25 protein-coding genes and 1 pseudogene are annotated in these 26,708 nt (G+C 43.1%); 23 read left to right on the forward strand and 3 right to left on the reverse strand.

Features of this window, described 5'->3' with window-relative positions; genetic code table 11:
- Window positions 1-65 precede the first annotated feature (65 nt).
- Both argB and I4V84_RS11285 read left to right on the forward strand, forming a co-directional pair.
- On the forward strand, window positions 66-962 hold the full coding sequence (argB, locus tag I4V84_RS11280; RefSeq protein WP_118579746.1) for an acetylglutamate kinase: 897 nt from the start codon (window positions 66-68) through the stop codon (window positions 960-962).
- Entirely contained in the window at window positions 949-2,139 is a 1,191-nt protein-coding gene (locus I4V84_RS11285; RefSeq protein WP_118579743.1) for an aspartate aminotransferase family protein, read from the forward strand. The genes argB and I4V84_RS11285 overlap by 14 nt, the downstream gene beginning before the upstream one ends.
- 278 nt (window positions 2,140-2,417) lie before the next feature.
- On the opposite strand, the gene I4V84_RS11290 is transcribed toward I4V84_RS11285, so the two are convergent.
- Window positions 2,418-2,747 (reverse strand): DUF1292 domain-containing protein, encoded by a 330-nt coding sequence (locus tag I4V84_RS11290; protein WP_118579740.1) that lies wholly within the window; start codon window positions 2,745-2,747, stop codon window positions 2,418-2,420.
- 335 nt (window positions 2,748-3,082) lie between these two features.
- Between I4V84_RS11290 and I4V84_RS11295 the strand changes: the two genes are divergently transcribed.
- Window positions 3,083-3,298, forward strand: a complete 216-nt coding sequence (locus tag I4V84_RS11295) for a helix-turn-helix transcriptional regulator (protein WP_118579737.1) — start codon at window positions 3,083-3,085, stop codon at window positions 3,296-3,298.
- A complete protein-coding gene (locus tag I4V84_RS11300; RefSeq protein ID WP_195992014.1) occupies window positions 3,291-4,094 on the forward strand; it encodes a DUF3169 family protein in 804 nt (267 codons plus the stop codon). The genes I4V84_RS11295 and I4V84_RS11300 overlap by 8 nt, the downstream gene beginning before the upstream one ends.
- On the opposite strand, the gene I4V84_RS20590 is transcribed toward I4V84_RS11300, so the two are convergent.
- Window positions 4,063-4,344 (reverse strand): DUF6783 domain-containing protein, encoded by a 282-nt coding sequence (locus I4V84_RS20590; protein WP_334286064.1) that lies wholly within the window; start codon window positions 4,342-4,344, stop codon window positions 4,063-4,065. The genes I4V84_RS11300 and I4V84_RS20590 overlap by 32 nt on opposite strands.
- Between I4V84_RS20590 and I4V84_RS20595 the strand changes: the two genes are divergently transcribed.
- From I4V84_RS20595 to holA, 8 genes are all read left to right on the forward strand, one after another.
- A complete protein-coding gene (locus I4V84_RS20595) occupies window positions 4,264-4,437 on the forward strand; it encodes a DUF6783 domain-containing protein (RefSeq protein WP_308768404.1) in 174 nt (57 codons plus the stop codon). The two genes, I4V84_RS20590 and I4V84_RS20595, sit on opposite strands and share 81 nt — an antisense overlap.
- The gene (locus tag I4V84_RS11305) at window positions 4,419-4,853 is read left to right on the forward strand and encodes a DMT family transporter (RefSeq protein WP_195992016.1); all 435 of its coding nucleotides are present in this window, start codon (window positions 4,419-4,421) and stop codon (window positions 4,851-4,853) included. The genes I4V84_RS20595 and I4V84_RS11305 overlap by 19 nt, the downstream gene beginning before the upstream one ends.
- Before the next feature lie 126 nt (window positions 4,854-4,979).
- Entirely contained in the window at window positions 4,980-5,816 is an 837-nt protein-coding gene (locus tag I4V84_RS11310; RefSeq protein ID WP_226855023.1) for a helix-hairpin-helix domain-containing protein, read from the forward strand.
- 13 nt (window positions 5,817-5,829) lie between these two features.
- Window positions 5,830-6,519: a response regulator transcription factor gene (locus I4V84_RS11315; RefSeq protein ID WP_173734913.1), complete on the forward strand. Its 690-nt coding sequence runs from the start codon at window positions 5,830-5,832 to the stop codon at window positions 6,517-6,519.
- A 3-nt stretch (window positions 6,520-6,522) separates the two neighbouring features.
- The gene (locus tag I4V84_RS11320; protein ID WP_195992018.1) at window positions 6,523-7,950 is read left to right on the forward strand and encodes a HAMP domain-containing sensor histidine kinase; all 1,428 of its coding nucleotides are present in this window, start codon (window positions 6,523-6,525) and stop codon (window positions 7,948-7,950) included.
- A gap of 10 nt (window positions 7,951-7,960) precedes the next feature.
- Window positions 7,961-8,899, forward strand: a complete 939-nt coding sequence (locus I4V84_RS11325) for a GerMN domain-containing protein (RefSeq protein WP_195992021.1) — start codon at window positions 7,961-7,963, stop codon at window positions 8,897-8,899.
- A gap of 61 nt (window positions 8,900-8,960) precedes the next feature.
- Entirely contained in the window at window positions 8,961-11,339 is a 2,379-nt protein-coding gene (locus tag I4V84_RS11330; protein WP_195992023.1) for a ComEC/Rec2 family competence protein, read from the forward strand.
- 169 nt (window positions 11,340-11,508) lie between these two features.
- Complete coding sequence (gene holA / locus I4V84_RS11335) at window positions 11,509-12,495, forward strand: DNA polymerase III subunit delta (RefSeq protein WP_148461738.1); 987 nt, start codon at window positions 11,509-11,511, stop codon at window positions 12,493-12,495.
- A 144-nt stretch (window positions 12,496-12,639) separates the two neighbouring features.
- On the opposite strand, the gene rpsT is transcribed toward holA, so the two are convergent.
- Window positions 12,640-12,903 carry a 30S ribosomal protein S20 gene (gene rpsT / locus I4V84_RS11340; RefSeq protein ID WP_330382769.1) on the reverse strand — a complete coding sequence of 88 codons (264 nt, stop codon included), beginning with the start codon at window positions 12,901-12,903 and terminating at the stop codon, window positions 12,640-12,642.
- Window positions 12,904-13,199: 296 nt separating this feature from the next.
- Here rpsT and gpr point away from each other — a divergent pair, with 296 nt between their 5' ends.
- The 11 genes and pseudogenes from gpr (at window position 13,200) to I4V84_RS11385 (ending at window position 26,655) form a co-directional block, all read left to right on the forward strand.
- Entirely contained in the window at window positions 13,200-14,111 is a 912-nt protein-coding gene (gpr, locus tag I4V84_RS11345; RefSeq protein ID WP_118579888.1) for a GPR endopeptidase, read from the forward strand.
- A gap of 7 nt (window positions 14,112-14,118) precedes the next feature.
- Window positions 14,119-14,279, forward strand: a pseudogene (locus tag I4V84_RS20600) (DUF6783 domain-containing protein).
- A 116-nt stretch (window positions 14,280-14,395) separates the two neighbouring features.
- On the forward strand, window positions 14,396-15,643 hold the full coding sequence (locus I4V84_RS11350) for a stage II sporulation protein P (RefSeq protein ID WP_226840970.1): 1,248 nt from the start codon (window positions 14,396-14,398) through the stop codon (window positions 15,641-15,643).
- 147 nt (window positions 15,644-15,790) lie between these two features.
- On the forward strand, window positions 15,791-17,599 hold the full coding sequence (gene lepA / locus I4V84_RS11355) for a translation elongation factor 4 (protein WP_330382770.1): 1,809 nt from the start codon (window positions 15,791-15,793) through the stop codon (window positions 17,597-17,599).
- A 101-nt stretch (window positions 17,600-17,700) separates the two neighbouring features.
- The gene (locus I4V84_RS11360) at window positions 17,701-18,132 is read left to right on the forward strand and encodes a hypothetical protein (RefSeq protein ID WP_173718896.1); all 432 of its coding nucleotides are present in this window, start codon (window positions 17,701-17,703) and stop codon (window positions 18,130-18,132) included.
- Between the two features lie 56 nt (window positions 18,133-18,188).
- Window positions 18,189-19,325, forward strand: a complete 1,137-nt coding sequence (gene hemW, locus I4V84_RS11365) for a radical SAM family heme chaperone HemW (RefSeq protein ID WP_195992025.1) — start codon at window positions 18,189-18,191, stop codon at window positions 19,323-19,325.
- Between the two features lie 29 nt (window positions 19,326-19,354).
- Window positions 19,355-19,501, forward strand: a complete 147-nt coding sequence (locus tag I4V84_RS19655) for a hypothetical protein (protein ID WP_207748659.1) — start codon at window positions 19,355-19,357, stop codon at window positions 19,499-19,501.
- Window positions 19,485-22,322 carry an excinuclease ABC subunit UvrA gene (gene uvrA / locus I4V84_RS11370; RefSeq protein ID WP_195699129.1) on the forward strand — a complete coding sequence of 946 codons (2,838 nt, stop codon included), beginning with the start codon at window positions 19,485-19,487 and terminating at the stop codon, window positions 22,320-22,322. The genes I4V84_RS19655 and uvrA overlap by 17 nt, the downstream gene beginning before the upstream one ends.
- A 210-nt stretch (window positions 22,323-22,532) precedes the next feature.
- The gene (locus I4V84_RS11375) at window positions 22,533-23,522 is read left to right on the forward strand and encodes a rod shape-determining protein (protein WP_148461733.1); all 990 of its coding nucleotides are present in this window, start codon (window positions 22,533-22,535) and stop codon (window positions 23,520-23,522) included.
- 219 nt (window positions 23,523-23,741) lie between these two features.
- Window positions 23,742-26,018 carry an ATP-dependent RecD-like DNA helicase gene (locus tag I4V84_RS11380; RefSeq protein WP_195699130.1) on the forward strand — a complete coding sequence of 759 codons (2,277 nt, stop codon included), beginning with the start codon at window positions 23,742-23,744 and terminating at the stop codon, window positions 26,016-26,018.
- Complete coding sequence (locus tag I4V84_RS11385; RefSeq protein WP_118579695.1) at window positions 25,915-26,655, forward strand: ComF family protein; 741 nt, start codon at window positions 25,915-25,917, stop codon at window positions 26,653-26,655. Before I4V84_RS11380 ends, I4V84_RS11385 begins: the two co-directional genes overlap by 104 nt.
- Window positions 26,656-26,708 lie beyond the last annotated feature (53 nt).

A 26,708-nucleotide genomic window follows, 5' to 3' on the forward strand; every position in this document is an offset into this window, starting at 1 on the left:
GAAAGGCATGCAGTTGTAGGACTTTTGTAACATAAAGATATAGGAAAGAAAGGTTAAGAGAAAAAATGGTAAATCAGAAATATCTTGATAAGGCAGAGGTACTGATTGAGGCGCTTCCTTACATACAGCGTTTTAACCGTAAAATTGTTGTAATAAAGTATGGCGGAAGTGCTATGCTGGATGAAAAATTGAAGGCGAATGTAATTAAGGATGCAGTTCTCCTGAAACTGGTTGGATTTAAGCCAATTATCGTACATGGTGGCGGCAAGGAAATCAGCAAATGGGTTGGAAAAGTAGGCATGGAGGCTAAGTTTATCAATGGTCTTCGGGTAACAGATTCCCAGACAATGGAAATAGCAGAAATGGTCCTTGCCAAAGTAAACAAAGAACTTGTTTCCCATGTGGAATCTCTTGGCGTACAGGCTGTTGGTATCAGTGGAAAAGACGGTGGATTGCTGAAATGTAAGAAGAAATATTCCAATGGAGAGGATATTGGATTTGTAGGGGATATTACAGAAGTAAACCCGAAAATTCTTTATGATCTGCTGGAAAAAGATTTTCTTCCGATTGTTTTTCCAATTGGATTTGATGATAATTATGACAGCTATAACATTAATGCAGATGATGCAGCCTGCGCAATTGCAGAGGCTGTACATGCAGAGAAGCTTGCATTTCTTTCTGATATTGAGGGAGTTTATAGGGATAAAGATGATCCGTCATCTCTGATTTCTGAGCTTCATATTCAGGATGCCAGAAAACTGATCGAGGATGGATATGTTGGCGGCGGAATGATTCCGAAGCTGAATAACTGTATTGAAGCAATTGAGCATGGTGTTAACCGGGTTCATATTCTTGATGGAAGAATTCCTCATAGTTTACTGTTGGAAATCTTTACAAACAAAGGTATCGGAACTGCTATTTTAAGAGAGGATGGAGAGAAATATTACCATGAACATGAATAATCAGATGGAAGAAGCGGAGTCCAGTATTCTTCATACATATAATCGTTTTCCTGTTGTTTTTGAACGTGGAGAGGGTGTGCACCTTTTTGATTCTGAAGGCTCCAAATATCTGGATTTTGCAGCAGGAATTGCTGTAAATTCGCTTGGATATCATTATCCTGGATATGATGAAGCACTGAAAGAACAGATTGATAAGCTGACTCATATTTCTAATTTGTATTACAATGAGCCAATTATCGAAGCTGGCGCAAAGCTGGTAAATGCAAGCCGCATGGACAAGGCTTTCTTTACAAACAGTGGTACAGAGGCTATTGAAGGTGCATTAAAGGCTGCGAAAAAGTATGCTTATGAACGTGACGGACATGCAGATCATGAGATCATTGCCATGAATCATTCTTTCCATGGCAGATCTATTGGAGCACTTTCTGTCACTGGAAATGCACATTACCGTGAGCCTTTTGAGCCGCTCATGGGTGGTGTGAAATTTGCTGATTTCAATGATCTTGAGAGTGTAAAAGCCCAGGTTACAGATAAAACATGTGCAATTATTATGGAGACCGTACAGGGAGAAGGCGGTATTTATCCAGCGGAAAGAGAGTTTCTGGAGGGCGTTCGCGCACTGTGTGATGAGAAAGATATTCTCCTTATTCTGGATGAAATCCAGTGCGGAATGGGACGTTCCGGATATTATTTTGCATGGCAGGCATACGGTGTACAGCCGGATATTATGACCTGTGCAAAAGCGCTTGGATGCGGTGTTCCTGTTGGTGCATTTGTGTTGAGTAAGAAGGTTGCACAGGCTTCTTTGAAGCCGGGAGACCATGGTACAACTTATGGCGGAAATCCGTTTGTATGTGCGGCTGTAAGCAAGGTTTTTGACATTTATGAGAAGGATATGATCCTTACTCATGTACAGGAATTAACCCCATATCTTGAAAAAAAACTGGATGAACTTGTGGAAAAACATGAGTGTGCTGCAGCAAGAAGAGGTATGGGATTCATGCAGGGAATCGTCATTGCAGGACGACCTGTAGGAGAGATTGTTAAGAAGGCTCTGGAGAAGAAACTGCTGGTTATTTCTGCAGGAAGCGACGTGCTTCGTATTGTGCCTCCGCTTGTGATTACCAAGGCGGATATCGATGAAATGGCGGAGATTTTGGATGAATGTCTGGCGTAAATCAGGGCTGGAGTTTTGGTGAAAAAATAGGTGAAAATTAAAAAAGATTCACTAAAAAAGCATTGTAGGTTGATTTTAAGCTATAAATGAGAATAAAATGACAGAAAAAAGGTACTTTGAAATGGTTTTCAGGTACCTTTTTTCTATTGCTCAAGATTCTGTTTTAAAAAATTATTCCGGCAATCGCTCATAAATCCTGACATACATCTTGTCAAAAGTTGGGGGATGGAACTTTTTACACTGTATAGAGTACAGCTGCTTAAAAGCTTTTTGTGAATTTACTCTTCTGCGAAGTCGAATTCGTCTTTAAATTTCTCTTTGAAAATGTCAAAAACAGCGGTGAGAATGTCATCGTCATCAACGAAAACATAGCTCTCGTTTTCTTCATTTCCGTCGTCCTCAACCTGAAGAATCAGTACTTCTTCATCTTCGTTCTCGTCCTCACCTTCCACGTCCTCTACAGGTGGGAGAAGAACTGCGTAGCGCTTTCCTTCATACTCAACAAGGTCCAGGAACTCAAAATCCATGTCTTCCCCGTTTTCGTCGGTGAGGGTGATGATCTCGATTTCCTCTTCTGCTGGGGTACCAATGTTCTTTTCGTCTGCCATTGTGATTCTCCTTTCAAGTTGACATGCCAGCCCGGCTGTCATATTTGTTGAAAATATTATATCAATTGTGAGAGCTGTTGAATAGATGGAAAATATAGAAAATTTCGAAAATATTTTTGCATAATGTCAGAAGAAAGACTGGAAAAGCGGTTTTCAGTAGAGATATAACAGGATTGCAAGGTTGTTTTGGGAAAATATAAAAAACCTGTTGACAAGTAAAGTTGTCAATGATATTATGCAAATACAAGGAATGACAAATAAACTTGTCATAATGACAATGAAATAAGTCATTTCAAAAAAATGAATACACTACGAATGAGAAAGGAGCCTTTGAAATGGCGCTGGAGAATCGATTGAAGGAATATCGTGCCAGGCTTGGAATCAATCAGGCGGACATGGGGAAACTGGCTGGTGTGTCCAGACAGACGATCAGCCTGATTGAGAGGGGAGACTATTCACCTTCAGTGACGCTGGCTTTGAAGCTGGCGAAGATCTGTCAGGTGACAGTGGAAGATATTTTTACTTATACGGAGGATGGAGAAGATGAATAAGGGAAAATCTAAGAAGAAAATGAATTCCTATTTAAAAATGGTACTGATTATGCTGGCTGGTGGTGTTGTTGGAGGAATTTTTGGCTTTGTTACATCATACACTGGGGAGAATTCTATAGCAGCTATTGGGCATGGGATGAATGCATTTCTTTTGGCTGTACGTGATCATACAGTGCTGCTGGAATGTATCTGCGGTGCGATCTGTATTATGATCTGTGAGATCCATTTTGGAAAGATGAAGAGAATGGGAAGCCAGATACAGGATGCAGAGGATGAAGAATATCATGAATTGCAGTATCATATTGAAGTGTCCTCCAGCTGGGGGATGATTGCGAGTACAGTGGGAACTGTTCTTATGATGCTGCTTATTTCACCAGGATACTCTATGAAATATATTGAGAGCCAGAGTGACGGTGAGACATGGATGTTCTTAGCAGGACTGGTTGTGTTTGTGGGAATGGTTGGATATTTTGGTATGTGGCAGATTCGCTATATAAAGCTGGTTCAGAGAATTTATCCGGATAAGAAAGGTGATCCTACTTCTATAAACTTTCAGGAGCAGTGGCTTGCAAGCTGTGACGAAGCAGAGAAGGAAGAAATTTACGAAGCAAGCTATAAGACTTATCTGCTGACTGGAAATGTACTTCCTTTTTGCACATTGGTAGCCATGCTGCTTCATATGGTATGGAATACGGGCGTTCTTGCTATTATCATTCCTGCTTTTCTCTGGATCTTATCGGCGTCTAATTACTGCCGGTGCTGCGTTACGAAAAAAAGCGAAAAACTTGCGAAGTGAATGAATCTTTGAAAAATACATATAATACTATTATGGAGGTGCCTGCTGCAAGTGCACCTCCTTTTCTTCCCGGGAAAGGGAGTATCCTTTTGGAGGCTGTCAGAACATTGATTGGCTTAGAGCGTGTTTGAAAAATCATTTCTGCAATCTGCACGCCCCACTTTGCGGTATATTTCACTCGAATTCGGTTGCCGTAGCCCGCTACGGCGCCCTCATCCGGGCGAAATCTCCCACAAATTGTGACGCACATCTTGCAGAAAGCCTTTTTCAAACACGCTCTAGAGAAAGAATCTGGAAGTATAGGATAGTTTATGGAGGTATTGTATGTGGGGATTTCTTGTAGCGTTGATATCTGGTGCATTGATGAGTATTCAAGGCGTTTTTAACACAGAGATGACTAAGCAGACCAGCTTGTGGGTATCCACCGGCTGGGTACAGTTTTCGGCGTTTCTGGTCTGCGTGTTGGCGTGGATTTTTACCGGGAGGGACAGTGTTGGCGCGTTGTGGCAGGTGGAGAATAAATATACTTTACTTGGCGGTATTATCGGAGCATTTATTACAATAACTGTCATTCAAAGCATGGGAAGTTTAGGTCCTGCAAAGGCTGCTATGCTGATTGTAATTTCCCAGCTGGCAGTTGCCTATATAATTGAATTATTTGGTCTGTTTGGTGTAGAAAAAGTGGATTTTCAGTGGCGAAAACTGATCGGCATGGCTGTGGCGATTGTAGGAATTGCCATATTTAAATGGGAGAAATAAGGCAAATAGATAAAAGACTGATAAAATTTAGAAATGGTATTGTAAAAAATGTAAAGTTTCGTTAAAATAGATTAGGTAAAGCATGAGTGGAGGGGAACCTGCGCATAAAGCGAAAGGGGAACCTGCATGGGAAGAAAAATAAAATACAGATGTGGAATCTGGACAGTTTTGTTCTTTCTCTGGACGGCGTCTGCAATGACAGGTTGCGCACGTCGGGAAGAGGTTTTTCTGGAAGAGATGGATTCAGATGAAGAGAACTCGAATAGAAAAGCAGGAGAAGAGAGCACTGCGTATGAGAATAACGTGGCGGCAGGGGAAAATCCCGAAAAACAGTCTGTTGTTTCAGATGCTGGATCAGAGGGGAATACAGAAAATTCAGCTTTGGATTTGCCACTAGAAACGCCAATTCCACAGAAAATATTCGTTGATGTATGCGGAGCCGTTGTAAATCCAGGCGTTTATGAGCTGGATGAAGGAGCACGTATTTTCCAGGCTGTTGATGCAGCAGGAGGATATTTGCCAGAGGCAGCCATAAATTATCTGAACAGAGCCAGAAGTATTGGAGATGGGCAGCAGATTTATGTGCCTACTGAGAAAGAAGTGGCTGAGAACCTGGAACTTGCTATGGCGAAAGTGCCAGAGGCATTGAACGATGGTGACAATTCTGGGAATTTAGGATTGGAAGAAATTCAAGGCAGCTCAGTGGAAAATCCATCGGGAACTGTTGGAAGAGATACAGGAAGTTTCGGAGATGGCGTAGGCGATGATACACGAATTAATCTGAATACTGCAGATGCCGGACAGCTTTCCACTTTAAGCGGAATCGGGCAGTCAAAGGCAGAAGCCATTGTTGCATACAGAGAGGAGCATGGAGACTTTGCTTCTATCGAAGAGATTATGAATGTAGAAGGTATCAAAGAGGGTACCTTTTCAAAGATAAAAGACAAGATATCAACTGGATAAGGGAGATTCTTAAATGAGCAGGAAAGTTTTGGTAGTAGATGATGAGAAACTGATAGTAAAGGGTATCCGTTTCAGTCTGGAACAGGATGGAATGGATGTGGATTGTGCCTACGATGGCGAAGAAGCCCTGGAGATGGCCAAAGAGAAGAAATATGACATTATTCTTCTGGATCTTATGCTTCCCAAGATGGATGGCTTTGAAGTATGCCAGCAGATCAGGGAATTTTCAAATGTTCCTATTGTAATGCTTACAGCGAAAGGTGAGGATATGGATAAGATCCTCGGCCTTGAGTATGGCGCGGACGACTATATCACCAAACCATTTAATATTCTTGAGGTAAAGGCAAGAATCAAGGCCATTATGCGCCGTGCAGGCAGCAATCAGGAAGAAAAAGACAAGGCGAAGACAATAGAGGCTGGTGACCTGAAGATGGATTGTGAGAGCCGTCGCGTGTTTATTTCTGGTAAGGAAATCAATCTGACTGCCAAAGAATTTGATGTGCTGGAACTTCTGGTGTTTAATCCCAATAAAGTGTACAGCCGTGAGAACCTGCTGAATATTGTATGGGGATATGAATATCCTGGTGATGTTCGTACAGTGGATGTACATATCCGTCGTTTACGTGAAAAAATTGAGGCGAATCCCAGTGAGCCCAAATATGTACACACCAAATGGGGTGTGGGATATTATTTCCAGGCATAAGCCATGCCAGAGAAAAAGAAACCAAGCTTTTTAAAAAGTCTGCGTTTTCGTATTCTGATCATTCTGGTCATTCTGGGAATCGTACCAAGTGTCATTGTTGCTCATGTGATGGTGGCAGCCTATGAGAGCAAGGCTGTGGCTGTCCGTAAGCAGACTGTTGAGAAGCAGTGTGACATTCTGTGTAACCTGTTAATTAAAGAGAATTATATGAATGACTCCAGCTCGCAGAATGTAAACAGCAAGCTGGAGTTGTTGTCTAATGTGTATGACGGCAGAATTCTGTTAGTTGACAGGGATTACAGGATTATCAAGGATACCTATGGCGTAGATGAGGGAAAAACTTTGATCTCCACTATGGTGATCAAATGCTTCAAAGGTGAGGAAGCCAGCCGCTATAATAGTAAGACACAGAAGATTGAGATGGCTCTCCCTGTGAAAAGCCCGGAGGTGAAGCAGCTTCAGGGTGCTATGCTGATCAGCTTTTCCTCCAATGAAATTGCAGAGAATATTCTGGAGCTGGAACAGAAGAGTCTTCTGATCACAGGAATCATTATTGTGCTGGCGGTCCTTCTTGGATATGTGCTTTCTACGGTTCTTGTAAAGCCGTTTGCCAGAGTTACCAAGTCCATTGAGGATTTGACAGATGGATACCAGAATGAGGAGATTTCTGTCCCGGATTATACAGAGACAGCACTTATTACGGATGCGTTCAACAAAATGCTTTCCAGAATGAAGATTCTGGATGAGTCCAGAAATGAGTTTGTTTCCAATGTGTCCCATGAGCTGAAGACACCGCTTACCTCCATGAAGGTACTTGCCGATTCACTGGTGGGCCAGGAAGGGGTGCCGGAGGAGCTGTATCAGGAGTTTATGGGCGATATCACTGCAGAGATTGATCGGGAGAATAAGATCATCACAGACCTGCTTTCTCTTGTAAAAATGGATAAGAAAGCAGCTGATCTGAATGTGGAGCACCTGAATATCAATCAGCTTCTGGAGGATATCCTGAAGAGACTCCGTCCAATTGCAGATAAGAGGCACATTGATCTGATCCTGGACAGTTTCCGCCCTGTTGAAGCAGATGTGGATGAGGTAAAGTTTACTCTTGCCGTGAGCAATCTGGTTGAGAATGGTATTAAATACAATGTGGATGATGGCTGGGTTCGTGTAACCCTTGACGCTGACCATAAATATTTCTATGTGAAGGTTTCAGATTCCGGAATGGGCATTCCGGAGGAGTCCATCGGAAGAATTTTTGAACGTTTTTACCGTGTGGACAAATCCCATTCCAAAGAAATTGGCGGCACAGGTCTTGGACTTGCGATTACCAGAAGTGCTGTGACCATGCATCATGGAACTATTCAGGTGGCAAGTAAGGAAGGCGAGGGAACTACCTTTACTGTCCGCATTCCTTTATCATATATTCCGTAGGAGGTGCCAGATGAAGAAATTGTTGAGTACAGCGATGGCTCTGGTTCTGATCATTGGCCTTCTTACCGGATGCTCGGTGGAAAGCCAGGGAGAGAAGACTGAAAGTGTCAGCAATCAGTACTATCTATATTACTTGAACAAAGATGAAACGAAAGTAACAAAGACAAGATATTATCCGGAGCAGGAAAGTGCAGAATTTATGCTCCAGGATTTAATGGGAATCCTGAATGGACAGGAGAGCAGCGGAGAGAACCAGCCTTTGCTTCCAGCAGGAGTTCAGCTGGTGACTTACCGCTTAAATGAATCCCTTCTGGAATTGGAGTTTAATGCTGATTACAGTAATATTTCCCGAACCAGGGAGATTCTGGTGCGCGCAGGTGTGGCAAGAACTTTTCTTCAGATTCCAGGAATCACCGGCATAAAGATTTTTATAGGAAATCAGGAGCTTACCGATTCCAAGGGACAGGCTGTAGGCTTGCTTGACGGCAACACTTTTGTAGAAATGTGGGGCTCTGATAAAGATGCGTATCGGTATGATACTTTTACTCTGTATTTTACAGACAAGACAGGAGAGCATCTTGTGGCAGAACAGAGAAATGTATATTATAAGAGAATTCTGCCAAGAGAGAGAGTAATACTGGAACAGCTTGCCAAAGGACCGATGGTGAAAGGGCATTATCCAACAATTCCGCAGAATACGGATATTCTGGGAATAGAGGTGTCTGATAATGTGTGCTATGTGGATTTTAGTTCCGCTTTTTCAGATTCAGGAATTGATATCCCGGTGAACACCATGATCTATTCCGTGGTAAATTCTCTTCTGGATACGACATCTGCTGATAAAGTGCAGATTTCAATCGAAGGTGATACAGAGGCTAAGTTAAGTGATGGAACATCTTTGTACAGTCTTTTCAGTAAAAATACAGATCTGATCCTGAAAGAGAATTAGAGCGTGTTTGAAAAAATCAATCAATAACGCTTATAAAATGAAATACTAAAGGAGTTTATAAATGACGAAAAGACCGCTTTGCATGGTGTGTCTGGTCTTGATGCTCCTTATGTGTGTGGCCGACCGGGCAGGATTTCCACTGATCAGAGGAAATCCTGTTCCGGAAAATGTGGACTCCTGGATCCGGGAACATCCCAAGGTCACAATCTGCGGAGAAGTGACACAGACCACAGAAAATGAATTTTCACAATCTGTTTATCTTAGCAATACATATCTGATTTATCAACCAAAGAAGAATCAATCAAAGGAAAATCAACCGAAGAAAATATCTATTGAAAATGTAAAAGTATTTTTAAAGAAAAAAGAAGATGTTCCGGCAGGAACTGTTGTTTTGGTGTCTGGAAATCTGGAGAGAGTAGGTGAGATGCGAAATCCAGGAGAATTTGATGCCAGACAGTATTATGCCAGCCAGCATATTTTCTATTTTATGAAAAAGGCGGAATTGTTAAAAAAATCGGAAAATTATTCTGCTTATCGACAAGGTATGAATGATCTAAGGAAATATCTCAGTAAAGTTCTGAATGGAATTGGTGGAAAAGAAGCCGGGGTTTTTCAGGCAATTGTTCTCGGGGATAAAAGCAGTCTGGATGAGGAAGTAAAGCTTCGCTACCAGATGGCTGGTATTGTGCATGTTCTGGCAATTTCGGGGCTGCATATCAGTGTGATTGGGATGGGAATTTATAATCTTCTGATGAAGACTGGAATGGGAATCTGGCCGTCTGGGATAATTGCCCTGTTGATTTTGCTTCAATACGGCGTGATGACTGGTGGAAGTGTGTCTACTATGCGTGCAGTCTGTATGTTTTTGATATCTGTAGGGGCGAAAATAACCGGAAGGATTTATGATCTGCCAACGGCGCTGGCTGTTTCGGCTATGTTAATTCTTGGAGATTCAGGAGCATATTTATATAACAGTGGGTTCCTTTTGTCATTTAGCGCGGTAGCAGGAGCTGGCGTAGTGGTTCCTGCATTAACAAAGAGTATGGATTTATCCCGTATTGAAAAAGGGGAAAATGTGCGGAGAAAAAAGAGTGTATGGAAAAGACATGCTGGAAAAAAGTTTAAAAATATTTGCTGTATGATTTTAGGAAAACATACAGGGCAAATATATGAAAAATTTGCCGGAGGTTTTTGCAAAGCAAATCTGGCTTTAGGCGCATCTATAGGAATACAGCTGACCATGCTTCCTGTTTCCTTATATTTTTTCGGAGAAGTTTCACTGGTTGGAATTTTTTTAAATTTGCTGGTGCTTCCTACAGTAGGAGTTGTTCTGGGAAGCGGAGTTATTGGATTGCTTGCTGGGTGTGTAAGCTTTTCCGTTGGGCGTGTTGTGATTTTGCCTGGAAAGGTTCTTGCTGGAATTTATGAAGAGTTATGTAAACTATCTGGGAATCTGCCTTTTGGCATCTGGATCACAGGACAACCAAAGCTGTGGCAGGTGGCTGTATATTATATTTTGTTTGCAGGAGCAGTCTGGATACTTACACAGAAAGGGAAGAGGGAGAGAAAAATAATTGCTTTCGTAGTTGTATGCCTGGCCATGTCTATTCTTATATGGCGTGAGCCGGAACCATTTTCTGTCAGCTGTCTGGATGTGGGACAGGGCGACGGGCTTGTGCTGCGGACGCCGGAAGGAAATTGTTTTCTGGTGGATGGCGGAAGCACAAACAAATCAGGTGTGGGACAATATCAGATTTTACCTTATCTGAAAAATCAAGGGATTTCTCAGATTGATGGAATTTTTATATCTCATACAGATCAGGATCATATCAGTGGGGTACAGGAAATATTGGAAATGTCTGTAAAAAAACTGAATTCAGTAAAATTGGGATGCTTGTATCTGCCTGAGTGGGAAAATCCTCCTGCTGCATGGGAAAAACTGAAACAGACAGCAAAAGCGGCCGGAATTCCAGTGAGAACCCTGAAGGAAGGAGACTGCCTGAATGCAGGTAAATTGCAATTGCAGATAATTGCTCCTGCTGTCAGCGCTTCTGGCGCAGACGTAAATGAAGATGGTATGGTGATTAAAGTAAAATATGAGGAGTTTCTTGGCCTTTTGACAGGTGATATCGGGGAAGAAACGGAAAAGAAATTGCTGGAATTGGGAATGTTGGAAGATGTGGACTTTTTGAAGGTGGGACACCATGGCTCCCATTACTCTACCTGTCAACAGTTTCTTGATACAGTGCGCCCGGAATATGCTGTGATTTCCTGCTCTTCTACCAATACCTATGGTCACCCGTCACCGGAAATTACGAAACGCCTGGAAGAAACCGGGTGCCAGACCAGTTTTACTATGGAGAGCGGTGCTGTGAAAGTTTGCTGGGAGAAAGAGGGGATAAGGATTAAGAAATTTTTGGAAAAGGGAAATAGTATGTAGAGCGAAAAAGGCACTTTTATAAAGACACAATTTGTGGTATGGTTTAGTAGAATGTCGGGTACAGCTCTATTACCCTGGCTGAAAGAGTCTGGGAGGCTACTGGTCAGATCGTGAATAGTAACCTTTGGGGAATGTCCTGACCGACAAGAAGATGACAGGAGCGTATATTTTGAAGAATATCCAGGAAGATATAAAGACGGGCAATTTTAAACAGGCGTATTTGCTGTATGGTGAGGAAGCTTACCTGAAACAGCAGTATAAACATAAACTGGTGCAGGCGCTGAATCCAGAAGATGACACCATGAATTTTAATCATTATGAGGGTCGGAACATTGATGTGAAGGAACTGATCGACCTTTGTGAGACCATGCCTTTTTTTGCAGACCGTAGGGTGGTTTTGTTGGAAGATACCGGCTTTTTTAAGAATAAATGTGATGAACTGGCTGATTATATGAAAGAACTGCCAGACTATCTTTGCCTTATTTTTGTAGAAAATGAGGTGGATAAAAGAAACCGTATGTATAAAGCCGTAAAGGCAGCAGGTAGAATCGGAGAATTTGTGCAGCAGGATGAGAAAACGCTAATGCGCTGGGCTGCCGGGCTTCTGAAAAAAGAAGGCAAGATGATCACCCAGCGGGATATGGAACTCCTTCTTACCATGACTGGCGTGGACATGGGAAACCTGCGGATGGAACTGGAAAAGATAATTTCCTATACCGGTGACCGGGATGTGGTAACGGGAGAGGATATTCAGCAGGTTTGTACCACTCAGACCCAGAATAAGATTTTTGATATGGTCCGGGCAGTAACGGAGAAAAATCAGAAGAGAGCACTGGATCTGTATTATGATCTTCTCACGCTGAAGGAGCCCCCGATGAGAATCCTTTTTCTTTTGGCGAAACAGTTTCGCCAGCTGCTTCTGGTAAAAGAATATGCAGAAGAAGGAATCCCTCAGCCGGTGATGGCATCAAGACTGGGAGTGCCGTCTTTTGTGGTGAAAAATATTGCAGTCTGTGCAAGATCCTATAGAATCAGTGAACTTCGTCAGGCAGTGACGGATTTTGTGGATGCAGAGGAAGCTGTGAAGACAGGCAGATTGCAGGATGTGCTTAGTGTGGAATTACTGATCGTGAAGTATAGTTCAGCCAGAAGATGACGTTTTGGTGCAGGCTATGATGTTTGCAAAAATAGGCAGTGGGCTGAACAGGAATGCAAAAAAATACAGAAAAAAGGCAGTCGATGACGGTTCGACTGCCTTAATTTTCACTTATAAGCTTATAACTAAAAATTCAGATATCTATTAGCCAATGCTGTTAACGGCTTTGGATAAACGGGAAACTTTTCTTGCGCAGTTGTTTTTGTGATAAACACCTTTGGAAGTTGCTTTGCTGATTGTAGAGATAGCCTCTTTTAATGCAACCTCTGCTGCTGCCTTATCGTTGTTTGCTACTGCCGCGTCAACTTTTCTGATGGAAGTCTTAACAGCAGAACGGATGGATTTGTTTCTCGCAGCTTTTGTTCTGTTAACTAAAATTCTCTTTTTTGCAGATTTGATGTTAGCCAATTCGTACACCTCCAATTCGTGAATGATGATTAATTTTTTGCATCATAAGAACAGACACGGGCGTTCCTATGAACATGCTTATATAGTTTATAATAATTACCTTGGATTGTCAATACATATTTTTACAAAAATGCTTGACATACATATTTTTGCAAAAAAGTGGGGAGATTATATAAAAATCGAAAGGTGTGGCTGTGAAAGGTATGAATTGCAATGAGAAATACATTTTGCACATAGAAAACAGCAGGGCGGAGCCGGTGATATGGGAGAATTTGGGAAAGTATGGAGGAACTGATATGCTGGGAACTTATAAGATCAGAACCGATTTGGCGGTAGAGGCAAGAGAACGCTTTACAGAGGACAATGTAGAAGTGCGCGGGGTGGAGGTTCAGGAAGATTATAATGAGGAAAAAGACATTCGAACCACTGTGGTGAAAATAACCACGGAAAATGGTGCCAGGGCGATGGGGAGACCTCAGGGGACATATATTACAATTGAATCGGAAGGGCTTTCAGCGCCAGATGAGGACTATCACAGGGAAGTGTCTGAAGAACTTTCCAGACATTTACGCCAGCTGATCGGTCTGGAAAAGGAAAAGTCCGTGCTTATTGTTGGGCTTGGAAATCCGGGTATTACGGCGGATTCATTGGGACCGGAAGTAATTGGGAATCTTCATATGACACGCCATCTGATCCGCGAGTATGGACTGAAAAGTACAGAAAAGCAGATTCTTCATGCAATCAGCGGAATTGTTCCAGGAGTAATGGGGCAGACTGGAATGGAAACTTCGGAAATCGTGGAGGGCGTGGTGGAAATAACACGGCCAGATGTAGTGATCGCTGTGGATGCTCTTGCCGCAAGAAATACCAGGCGCCTTAATCGGACCATTCAAATCACGGATACAGGAATTACTCCGGGATCAGGGGTGGGAAACCACAGAAATGGTCTTACAGAAGAAAATCTGAATGTAAAAGTGATTGGGATCGGAGTGCCTACGGTGGTGGATGCGGCGACTATTGTTCATGATTCTATGGCTCATTTGCTTGAGACACTGGACGAGGCCGAACAGAAAGAATTTTTGGAAGAAATGATTTCCCCACATCTTCATGGAATGTTTGTGACGCCGAAAGATGTGGACGAGACCATAAAATATCTGAGTTTTACGATTTCAGAAGGATTAAATATGACTTTTGCAGAGATCTATTAGAGCGTGTTTGAAAAAGGCTTTCTGCAAGATGTGCGTCACAATTTGTGGGAGATTTTGCCTAGATGAGGGCATCGTAGCGGGCTACGGCAATCGAATTCGGGTGAAATCTCCAGCAAAGTGGGCGTGCAGATTGCGGGAATGATTTTTCAAACACGCTCTGGCGCATGAAGCTGATGTAAAGGTGGTGAGCTGTGGAAAAATACTGAAAATATGGAAAGTTAGCCTAAAAAAAGAAACATACGGAGGAAAAATCTGTCATAGGATAACCTTAAAGAGGTGATTTCGTGACAAAAGTCCAGAAGGTTTTCTGCGTGTTTCTTTGTCTGTGTTTTTTTGCGGTTCTGGCTATGCTGCCAGGACCTTTTTCCATGCGGGAAATTGTGCATAATGTGTACAGGCAGTTTCCGTTCTATTATTTTACAGAGGAAAAAGCACAGGAAACCTGGATGGAAATGGATGGGGAAACTCTGGCTGAGATTGAGAAGAGAAATGGAGCATATTTAGAAGAAGTTGCAGAGAATGAGCGTAATTTGCGAGAGGAAAATGCAAAGAAATCCAAGGAAGCCAATCTGGAAAAAAACAGCAGTGTTTCTGAGGAAAGTAAAAAAATAAATAATACAGATAAAATAGAAAATAAAGATAACTCTGAGATGTCAGAAATCATAGAAAATAGTGAAAATCACTTAAATTCAGAAACTCAGCCTGCAAATACCCTTCCTCAGTCTAACATCGTTCTCCCGCATCCAATTCTGGATCTGTCCAGAGACAAGCTGTCGGATTACGATTATCTAATGAACAATTTTTACATTGTAGATGAGAACACAGATGCATCTGCCGTAAAAATAAATGCTGCTGAATTTCTGGCAGAGGATTTTTCCTTGAGTCATGGACCGTTGGAGCCGCAGATTCTTATTTATCACAGTCACTCCCAGGAAACGTTTTCCGATTCCAGGGAAGGAGAAGAGGAAGATACGATTGTGGGTGTTGGAAATTATCTGACCAGTTTGCTGTCAGAAAAATATGGTTATCAGGTGATCCATATAAAAGAAGCTTTTGATATGATGAGCGGAGAACTGGATCGGAATAAGGCCTATAATTATGCTTGTGATTACGTAGAAAAGGTTTTGGAAGAAAATCCGTCTGTGGAGGTGGTTATTGATCTGCACAGAGATGGCATCGATGAAGACAGACGGCTGGTAACTGAAATAAACGGAAAAGATACTGCGCAGATTCTTTTTTATAATGGCCTTAGCTACACGAATGACCAGGGGAAGGTTTCTTATTTGCCAAATCCTTACATACAGGACAATCTTGCTTTTTCTTTTCAGCTGGAATATCAGGCGGCGTTGTATTATCCTGATTTTTACAGAGGGATTTACCTGGCGGGCTTGCGCTACAATCTTCATTTACGAAAAAGAGCCCTGCTTCTGGAAGCCGGTGCCCAGACAAATACGGTGCAGGAAGTAAAAAACGCCATGGAACCCTTTGCAGACATTTTGAACAGAGTGTTAAAGGGCTGCGGAACAGGATAAAAATAATATAATTTATCCCGTCAAGAATGTTACTGTGAACGGAGTGAACAGGAACCATATAAAAGGAAGTGACAAACAGATTTAATCTGTGCTATAATCTCTTGATAGAATAAACAGTAAAGCATAACCAGAGGAGGAATGTCTGGAATGACAGACCAGAGTAAAATTCGAAATTTTTGTATTATTGCACATATTGACCACGGTAAATCTACACTGGCCGACAGAATTATAGAGATGACAGGACTTTTGACTGAGAGGGAAATGCAGGCCCAGGTTCTGGATAATATGGAACTGGAGAGAGAACGTGGAATTACCATCAAATCCCAGGCTGTCCGCACGGTATATCATGGAAAAGATGGAGAAGAGTATATTTTCAATCTGATCGATACACCTGGACATGTGGATTTTAACTATGAAGTTTCACGAAGCCTTGCAGCCTGCGACGGTGCCATCCTTGTAGTTGACGCTGCACAGGGAATTGAAGCGCAGACGCTGGCAAATGTTTATATGGCACTGGATCATGATCTTGAGGTTATTCCAGTAATCAATAAGGTTGATCTTCCAAGTGCAGAGCCAGAGCGTGTTATCAATGAAATTGAGGATGTGATTGGACTTGAAGCCCAGGACGCACCGCAGATTTCTGCAAAAACAGGTCTGAATGTAGATCAGGTTCTGGAGCAGGTAGTGGCTAAGATCCCGGCACCTGCAGGAAATCCGGATGCACCGCTGAAGGCGCTTATTTTTGACTCCATTTATGATTCTTATAAGGGTGCCATTGTTTTCTGCCGAATGGTAGATGGAAAAGTCCGCAAAGGCACAACCATCCGTATGATGGCCACTGGATTTGTGGCAGAAGTTGTGGAAGTTGGGTATTTTGGAGCTGGGCAGTTTATTCCATGTGAGGAACTGACAGCTGGAATGGTAGGTTATATTACCGCCAGCATTAAGAACGTAAGAGACACTCGTGTTGGTGATACTATTACGGACAATAACCGTCCATGTGAGGAGGCTTTGCCTGGATATAAGAAAGTAAATCCAATGGTTTACTGCGGCCTTTATCCGGCTGACGGAGCGAAATACGGGGATCTTCGTGATGCTTTGGAGAAACTGCAGTTAAATGACGCCTCTTTATTCTATGAGCCGGAGACATCTGTTGCTCTTGGATTTGGTTTCCGCTGCGGATTTCTTGGATTGCTTCATCTGGAAATCATTCAGGAACGTCTGGAGCGTGAATATGACCTGGATCTTGTTACTACAGCTCCAAGCGTTATTTACAAAGTACACAAGACAAACGGCGAAGTGATTGATCTGACAAATCCGACCAATCTTCCAGATCCATCTGAGATCGAATATATGGAAGAGCCAATCGTGAATGCTGAGATTATGGTAACTACAGAATTTATCGGTGCCATTATGGATCTTTGCCAGGAGCGCCGTGGTCAGTATCTTGGCATGGAATATATGGAAGAGACACGAGCTCTTCTGAAATATAAGCTTCCATTGAATGAGATTATTTACGATTTCTTTGATGCCCTGAAATCTCGTTCCAGAGGATATGCGTCTCTGGATTACGAACTTTGTGGTTATGAGAGAAGTGAGCTTGTGAAACTGGATATTCTGGTAAATAAAGAAGAAGTGGATGCCCTTTCTTTTATTGTGCATGCAGATACTTCTTATGAAAGAGGCCGCAAGATGTGCGAGAAGCTGAAAGATGAGATTCCGCGTCAGCTCTTTGAAATTCCAATCCAGGCCGCAATCGGAAGCAAAATCATTGCCAGAGAGACGGTTAAGGCTATGCGTAAAGATGTTCTTGCCAAGTGCTACGGCGGTGATATTTCTCGTAAGAAGAAACTTCTGGAAAAACAGAAGGAAGGTAAGAAGAGAATGCGCCAGGTTGGAAACGTAGAGATTCCGCAGAAAGCATTTATGAGCGTACTGAAACTGGATGAAAATTAATTGTTGTCAATCCTGTGGTGAAAAGCAACAAATAAAGGTGTCTGAGTGTGACTGGTTGACATAAGATATATGCCAGCTGGCATCAGACGCGGAGGTATCCGATGAAAGCTAAGATACGTATTCTGACAAGAAGAATAAAGAGAAGTTATAAAAAAGACAGGGAACAGTGGATCAAGGGCGGGATTTTGACAGTGATCCTGCTGGTGATCGTAATTTTTGCAGGCAGCTGTGCATGTGGGAAGAAAACGGTGAAAGCACCAGACGCAGAGTCGCAGGGCGTAATGAAGATCACGCCGATTCCTACAGCAACACCTACGCCGGTACCTCGCCAGGTAAATAAAGATGCGGTAGCGCAAAGCGGAAGCGTGACTATGGTGAATGAGTATCTGGTTCAAAAAGAAGAGGGAAAGGCTGCAGGCAGCAGTAAGAGCGGCTCTTCAGAAGAGCAGACTGCTGCAGATTCGTCTGACAGCGGCAGTGATGCTACTGGAAATTCAACAGATGAAGAAACTGAGACCGGTAGTGGAGATTAATTTTACAGAAACAGCATTGTAAACAGAAGAAAATAAACAATGTGGAGAAAATCAGAATGGGAACAAAGAAGAATGGTTTGGAATTGTACCTTCACATCCCGTTTTGCATAAAGAAATGTGATTATTGTGACTTCCTGTCAGGTCCCTCTACCAGGGCCGGGCAGGAAGCTTATATTTATGCACTTTTACGGGAAATGGAGACGGTTTCAAAGAATCTGAAAAAACGTCCGGTAGATACAGTTTTCATTGGCGGGGGAACACCTTCTGTGCCGGAATGTGATGTAATGGAAAAGCTTTTACAGGGGCTGAGAGATTATTTTTTGTTTTCGGCGGATGCGGAGGTAACGATTGAAGCAAATCCTGGAACATTGACGCCTGAGAAACTTTCTATTTACAGAAAATACGGAATTAACCGGATCAGCATTGGCTTACAGTCGCCAAACAATAAGGAACTGGCTATGCTTGGAAGAATTCATAATTATGCACAGTTTCTGGAAAGCTTTCAGATGGCAAGAGAGGCTGGCTTTTCCAATATAAATGTGGATCTGATGTTTGCCATTCCGGGACAGTGTTATGAAGATTGGATAGAGAACCTTCGGATGGTGGCGGCACTTGGCCCGGAGCACATTTCGGCATACAGTCTTATTATTGAAGAGGGCACCCCTTTTTCCAGAAAAAAGCTGGATTTGCCTGATGAAGATACGGAGTACCGCATGTATGAAGATGTTGCTGTAGTTCTGAAAGAGTATGGCTATCATCAGTATGAGATTTCCAACTATGCAAAAGCAGGGTGTGAATGCAGACATAATGAAGGATACTGGCAGAGAAAGGATTATCTGGGGCTTGGGCTTGGAGCGGCTTCCTTATTGGGAAAGGAACGTTTTTCCAATACTTCCGATATGCAGGAATATCTGAAAAACAGCAGTGCACCAGAAAAAATTCGAAAAAACAGGGAACTTCTTACAAGAGAAGATGAGATGGCAGAGTTTATGTTTCTTGGACTTCGTATGACACAGGGCGTGTCCAAAAAGGAATTTCAGGAGTATTTTGGCACTGCAATAGAGAATATATATGGAGAAGTTCTGAAAAAATATAAGAAACAGGGACTGCTGTTGGAAGAAAGCGGCAGGATATTTTTATCAAGAGAAGGCATTCATGTGAGTAATGCAGTGATGGCAGATTTTTTGCTGTAAGTTTTGGTGGAAAAAGAATTTAGAAATGGTTGACGAACAAATGTTCTTGTGATATTCTTGAAGAACACATTAAGAAATATCTGAGCCGGAGGATTCCGGATCAGATCAGGATACAGGGAGTTACAGCCGGTGCTTTCCGGTTAAGAAATGGAGGAACAGATGGCAGCAGAGAATAAGAAACAGTTTATCAGAATCAGAGGAGCCAATGAGAATAACCTGAAGAATCTCAGTGTGGATATTCCCAGAGATAAGTTTGTAGTTCTTACCGGCTTAAGCGGATCAGGAAAGTCTTCACTGGCATTTGATACGATCTATGCAGAAGGGCAGAGAAGATATATGGAATCTCTGTCTTCCTATGCCAGACAGTTCCTTGGCCAGATGGAGAAGCCAGATGTGGAGAGCATAGAGGGACTTCCACCGGCTATTTCTATTGACCAGAAGTCTACTAACCGCAATCCCAGATCCACAGTAGGAACGGTGACAGAAATTTATGATTATTTCCGTCTTTTATACGCCCGTGTTGGTATTCCACATTGTCCGAAATGCGGCAAGGTGATCGCCAAGCAGACAGTAGACCAAATGGTGGATCAGATCATGGAATTGCCGGAGCGCACCAGGATCCAGCTTCTTGCACCGGTAGTACGAGGACGCAAGGGTACCCATGCGAAATTACTGGATCAGGCCAGACGCAGCGGTTATGTACGTGCGGAAATCGATGGAAATGTGTATGAACTTTCAGAGGAGATTACCCTGGATAAGAATATTAAACATACGATTGCCATTATTGTAGACCGTCTGATCGTGAAGCCTGGAATTGAGAAAAGACTTACAGATTCTCTTGAGACAGTATTGAATCTGGCTGACGGATTGGCTGTGGTGGATACCATGGACGGAAATTATATGAATTTCAGCCAGAGCTTTTCCTGTCCGGATTGTGGAGTCAGTATTGATGAGATCGAGCCAAGAAGTTTTTCGTTTAATAACCCATTTGGGGCCTGCCCGGAGTGTCTTGGCCTTGGTTATAAGATGGAATTTGACCCGGATCTTATGATCCCGGATAAGTCTCTGAGCATTTCTGAAGGGGCTATTGTAGTGATGGGCTGGCAGTCTTGCACAGATAAGAGCAGTTTTACCAATGCTATTCTGAATGCCCTTTGCAGGGAATACGGTTTTGATTTGGATACACCTTTTAAAGATTATCCCAAGAAGATACAGGATATTATTCTATACGGCACAGGCGGACATTCTGTGAAGGTTTATTATAAGGGACAGCGCGGAGAGGGGGTTTATGATGTGGCTTTTCCAGGCCTTATAAGGAATGTGGAACAGCGCTATAAAGAGACTGGCTCTGAATCTATGAAACAGGAATACGAGAGCTTTATGCAGATCACTCCGTGTAAAGCATGTAGGGGACAGCGACTGAAGAAGGAGTCACTTGCGGTTACGGTAGCGGATAAGAATATTTATGAAATTACCAATATGTCCATTGATAAGCTGAAGAGATTTCTGGCAGAAATGCAGCTGTCTCCGCAGCAGCAGCTTATTGGAAAGCAGATACTAAAGGAGATCAGAGCCAGAGTTGGGTTCCTGGCAGATGTAGGTCTGGAGTACCTTTCCCTGGCACGTGCCACTGGTACTCTGTCTGGCGGAGAGGCACAGAGAATCCGTCTTGCTACCCAGATCGGTTCCGGCCTTGTCGGGGTTGCCTATATTCTGGATGAGCCAAGTATTGGTCTGCATCAGAGGGATAATGATAAACTTCTTGGAGCTTTGATGCACCTAAGAGACCTGGGAAACAGTCTTATAGTGGTTGAACATGATGAGGATACTATGCGCGCAGCGGACTGTATTGTAGATATCGGACCCGGCGCAGGAGAACATGGTGGACAGCTTGTTGGAATGGGCACTGCTGAGGAACTTATGCAGAATCCGAAGTCCATTACAGGAGCATATCTCAGCGGAAAACTGAAAATCCCGGTTCCGGAAGTACGAAAGGAATCTACCGGTTATCTGACTGTTAAGGGGGCGGCAGAGAATAATCTCAAACATATAGACGTGGATATTCCTCTTGGAATTATGACCTGCATTACAGGTGTTTCCGGGTCAGGAAAGAGTTCTCTGATCAATGAAATCCTTTACAAACATCTTGCAAGGGATCTGAACAGGGCCCGCGTGATCCCGGGAAAGCATGATGATATTATTGGAATAGACCAGTTGGATAAGGTAATTGCCATTGACCAGTCTCCAATTGGCCGTACACCAAGATCTAATCCTGCTACTTATACAGGCGTATTTGACCAGATCAGAGATCTTTTTGCTGCTACAGCAGATGCCAAGGCAAAGGGGTATAAGAAAGGGCGCTTCAGCTTTAATGTAAAAGGCGGACGCTGTGAAGCCTGCAGTGGTGATGGTATTATTAAAATTGAAATGCACTTCCTGCCAGATGTTTATGTCCCTTGTGAAGTTTGCAAGGGTAAGCGTTATAATCGGGAAACTCTGGAAGTGAAGTATAAGGATAAGAGCATCTACGATGTACTGAATATGACAGTTGAGGAGGCAATGACGTTCTTTGAGAACGTTCCATCCATCAGAAGGAAGATAGAGACCTTATATGATGTCGGTCTTTCTTATATTCGTCTCGGACAGCCTTCCACCACTCTTTCCGGCGGAGAAGCACAGCGTATTAAGCTGGCTGCAGAGCTGAGTAAGCGCAGTACAGGTAAGACTATTTATATTCTGGATGAGCCTACCACCGGATTGCATTTTGCAGATGTTCAGAAACTGGTGGAGATTTTGCGTCGACTTTCGGATGGTGGAAATACGGTTGTTGTAATTGAACACAATCTGGACGTGATCAAGACCGCTGATTATATAATTGATATCGGACCGGAAGGCGGAGATGGCGGGGGAACAGTTGTTGCCAAGGGAACACCTGAAGAAGTGGCGAAGAATCCAGCTTCTTATACAGGACGTTATGTTGCGAAATATTTGAAGTGATTCTGATAATAAACCTCTTTCCAATTGAAGCATTTTTGTTTATAATGGTACGAAGACTATTAATTATGAAAAATCTATGAGACAATTATAAAGTCACATCTGCAGAATGTGGTGTTTATGATTACAGTTCGGAATGTGAATGGTAATCATTTATTGCACAATTCTTGCAGAGAAAGTGTGACAAAGTGTTTTGAGAGAAAGGGGAATTTAATGCCTGCCAGTGATATTGGAATTGACCTGGGAACCAGAAACAGTCAGGTATATTCCACTGGACGGGGGCTGGTAGTCAGTGAGCCGTCTGTAGTGGTTTATGATAAGAACTCAGAGAAAATAAAAGCAATCGGTGAGGAAGCCAGACAGATGACCGGACATGTTTCATCAAATATGGAAGTAATCCGGCCAATCCGCCAGGGAGTGATCGTAGATTATACGGTTATGGAGAAGATGCTGAAGTATTTCATTTCCAAGGCAATGGGTCGCCATGCCTTTCGAAAGCCTAGAATCAGTATCTGTATCCCCAGCGGAACCACAGAGATTGAAAGAAAGGCAGTAGAGGAAGCTACTTATCAGGCTGGAGCAAGGGAAGTGTTTCTTGTGGAAGAGCCGATTGCAGCTGCAATTGGTGCCGGAGTAGATGTGACGAAGCCTTTTGGTAATCTGATCGTGGATATAGGAGGCGGAACCACTGATGTTGCCGTGATTTCCATGGCTGGCTCTGTTGTGTCTGCTTCCGTAAAGGTTGCCGGAGATAATTTCGACCAGGCAATCATGAGCTATGTGAGAAAAAATCACAGCCTTTTTATTGGGGAAGAGGCCGCTGAGAACATAAAAATAAAAATCGGAACTGCCTGCCAGGAAGCATCTCCGCGGATGCTGGAGGTAAAAGGCAGAAATGTGATCACCGGACTTCCCAAGGTTGTAACTCTGACTTCAGAAGAAATCCGTATTGCATTGAGGGATGCTACCAATCAGATTGTGGAGACTGTGCACGGAGTGCTTGAGAAAACTCCGCCGGAACTGGCTGCAGATATTGTAGACAGAGGAATTGTTCTCACAGGTGGCGGAGCATTGCTCCATGGAATGGACACCCTCATTGAGCAGAAGACCGGCGTAAGCACTCTTACTGTGCAGGATGCTATGTCTGCGGTTGTGGTGGGAACCGGTAAATATGCGGAAGTAATTACCAGGATGGAAGAATAATCTGATTGCTTTGAAAAGCGTAAATAGTAACATATAATTTGGCTATTCTGTTTTGCAAAAGATAAAATATTATGTAAACTATAATGAAAAGGGTACTGCGTTCTAGAGTGTGTTTGAAAAAGGCTTTCTGCAAAGTGGGGCGTGCAGATTGCGGGAATACTTTTTCAAACACATTCTAGCAGTGCCCTTTGGTTAGTGCTGGCGGCAGGAGAAGAACAAATGAGTGAGAAAGTTACAGGCTATATAGATCATGTCATATTCCGCAATGATGAAAATGGATATACAGTTATGGTTCTTAAGACCGCGGATTCAGAGGAAGAGCTGACTTGTGTAGGAACATTTCCTGACGTTACACAGGGTGTGACCATTGAAGCTGAGGGACAGTTTTCCCAGCACCATATATACGGCAGACAATTTAATATCCAGTCTTATGCGGAAAAGGCACCAGAGGACACCCAGGCTATGGAACGTTATCTGGGTTCCGGAGCGATTAAAGGGGTAGGTGCAGCACTTGCTGCCAGAATTGTGCGGTGTTTTGGCGAGGATACCCTTAGAATAGTGGAAGAAGAACCGGAAAGGCTGGCGGAAGTCAAGGGAATCAGTGAGAAGAAAGCCAGAGAGATTGCAGTACAGGTGACTGAGAAGGCAGATATGCGAAAAGCCATGATGTTTCTGCAGAAATATGGCATTTCCCTGAATCTTGGAGCAAAGATATATCAGAAATATGGTCAGTCCGTATACAGTGTGCTTCAGGAGAATCCCTATCGTCTGGCAGATGATATCTCGGGAGTTGGCTTTAAAATTGCAGACACCATTGCGTCACGTATTGGTATACATGCAGATTCAGATTACAGGATCCGCAGCGGTATGATGTATACTCTTCTCCAGGCTTCAGGGGAAGGACATGTATATCTTCCGAAGGACGAACTGTTTGACAGAGCTTCCCAGCTGCTTCAGGTAGATGTTTCTTATATGGAGAAACATCTGATGGATATGGCAATTGACCGGAAAGTTGTTTTAAAAGAGAATGACAGAGAGGTACTGGTTTATCCAAGCCAGTATTACCGCTTGGAGCTGAATACAGCAAGAATGCTTACTGAATTGAATATCCGTTATCCGCAGAATGAGCAGATGATGGAGCGAAGAATTGCCCAGATTGAGAAAGAAACAGGTACTGTTTTGGAGGAAATGCAGAAGAAGGCTGTTGTAGAGGCTGCTGGAAATGGCCTTTTTGTACTTACAGGAGGACCAGGTACCGGTAAAACTACCACGATCAATGCAATTATTCGTTTTTTCGAGGGCGAAGGCGCAACTCTTCGTCTGGCAGCACCTACAGGACGCGCAGCCAAGCGAATGACAGAAGCTACAGGTTATGAAGCACAGACAATACATCGGCTTCTGGAATTGAACGGTGTGCCGGATGAGGATGGCAGAGAGTCTCAGGGTGTTCATTTTGAACGGAATGCAGAGAATCCGCTGGATACAGATGTAATCATTATTGATGAGATGTCTATGGTGGATATTTTTCTTATGCATTCACTGCTTCTTGCGGTGACTGCGGGAACCAGGATCATTCTGGTAGGAGATGAGAACCAGCTGCCAAGTGTAGGTCCTGGAAATGTGCTGCGGGATATTATTCAAAGCGGCGTTTTTCCAGTAGTAGAACTGAAGAAAATTTTCAGGCAGGCCTCTCACAGTGATATTGTAGTAAATGCACACAAGATCCATAACGGAGAGCAGGTTTCCCTTGATAACAAAAGCCGCGATTTCTTTTTCCTGAAGAGATATGATGCCGATATTATTATCCGCGTGGTCATCGCACTGATTCAGGAGAAACTGCCGAAGTATGTGGATGCAAGACCTTTTGAAATACAGGTTCTGACTCCAATGCGAAAGGGGCTTCTGGGCGTAGAGAGGATGAACCAGATCTTACAGAGATACCTGAATCCACCAGAATCAGGTAAAAAAGAGAAAGAAATTGGAGACCGGCTTTTCCGTGAGGGAGACAAGGTTATGCAGATTCGGAACAACTATCAGCTGGAATGGGAAGTCCGGGGGAAATACGGAATTCCTGTAGAAGAAGGGGTGGGCGTATTTAATGGAGATACTGGCATTCTGAAGGAAATCAATGAATTTGCAGAGACTGCCACTGTGGAATTTGAGGATGGCCGTTTCGCTGACTATTCTTTTAAGCAGCTGGAAGAATTGGAACTTGCCTATGCTATAACCATACATAAATCCCAGGGCTCAGAATATCCGGCAGTTATTCTGCCGCTCCTTTCCGGCCCCAAGATGCTGATGAACCGCAATCTTTTGTATACAGGTGTTACAAGAGCCAGGAAATGTGTTACTGTAGTTGGAAGTGAGGAGACTTTCGGGGAGATGATCCGCAATGAGAAGCAGCAGAAACGTTACAGCTCTCTTTGGGCAAGGATACAGGAACTTTCTGGATCTGTTGTATCCAAGACGGTGTCCTCTGTGTCACAGGATTCTTAGGAACAGCCATCAGTTGATCTGTCTGGACTGTGCCGGAGATTTAAGACCTGTATCGGGGCCACGGTGTTACAAATGCGGAAAACCGGTAAATGGAGATGAAGAATACTGCAGGGACTGCGGCGCCCATCCAGGCGCTTTTGACCAGGGACGCGGGATTTTTCTCTATGATGACCGGATGAGATACTCTATAATGAAATATAAATATTTTGGTTGTCAGGAATACAGCCGCTTTTATGGAAAAGCATTGTATATCTACGGAAAAGATATGCTTGCATTATGGAAGCCGCAGATAATCATTCCGGTTCCGCTTCATAGAAGAAAGCAGCGCATAAGAGGGTTTAATCAAGCTGAACTTCTGGCGAAAGAACTGTCCCGTTATGCTGGGATTCCTGTAGATACTGCTATTCTAAAAAAGTGCCATGCTACCCGATCACAGAAAAAACTGGATGCGGCTGAAAGAAAGAAGAATCTTCAAAAAGCTTTTCAGGTTGTAGGAAATCCTGCAGGAATGCGTATCTTGCTTATTGATGATGTATATACTACTGGAAGTACTATGGATGTGCTGGCAAAGCTTCTGTTGGAAAAGGGAGCATCCCATGTATATTTTCTCACGCTGTGTATTGGAAACAACAGGTAAAAAAATGCTTTTCATGGCATGGGATATATGATACAATCATCCTGTATGAGTAT

It is taken from the genome of Ruminococcus sp. 1001713B170207_170306_F1 (genome assembly GCF_015668065.1).
GTDB classification, from domain to species: domain Bacteria; phylum Bacillota; class Clostridia; order Lachnospirales; family Lachnospiraceae; genus Blautia_A; species Blautia_A faecis.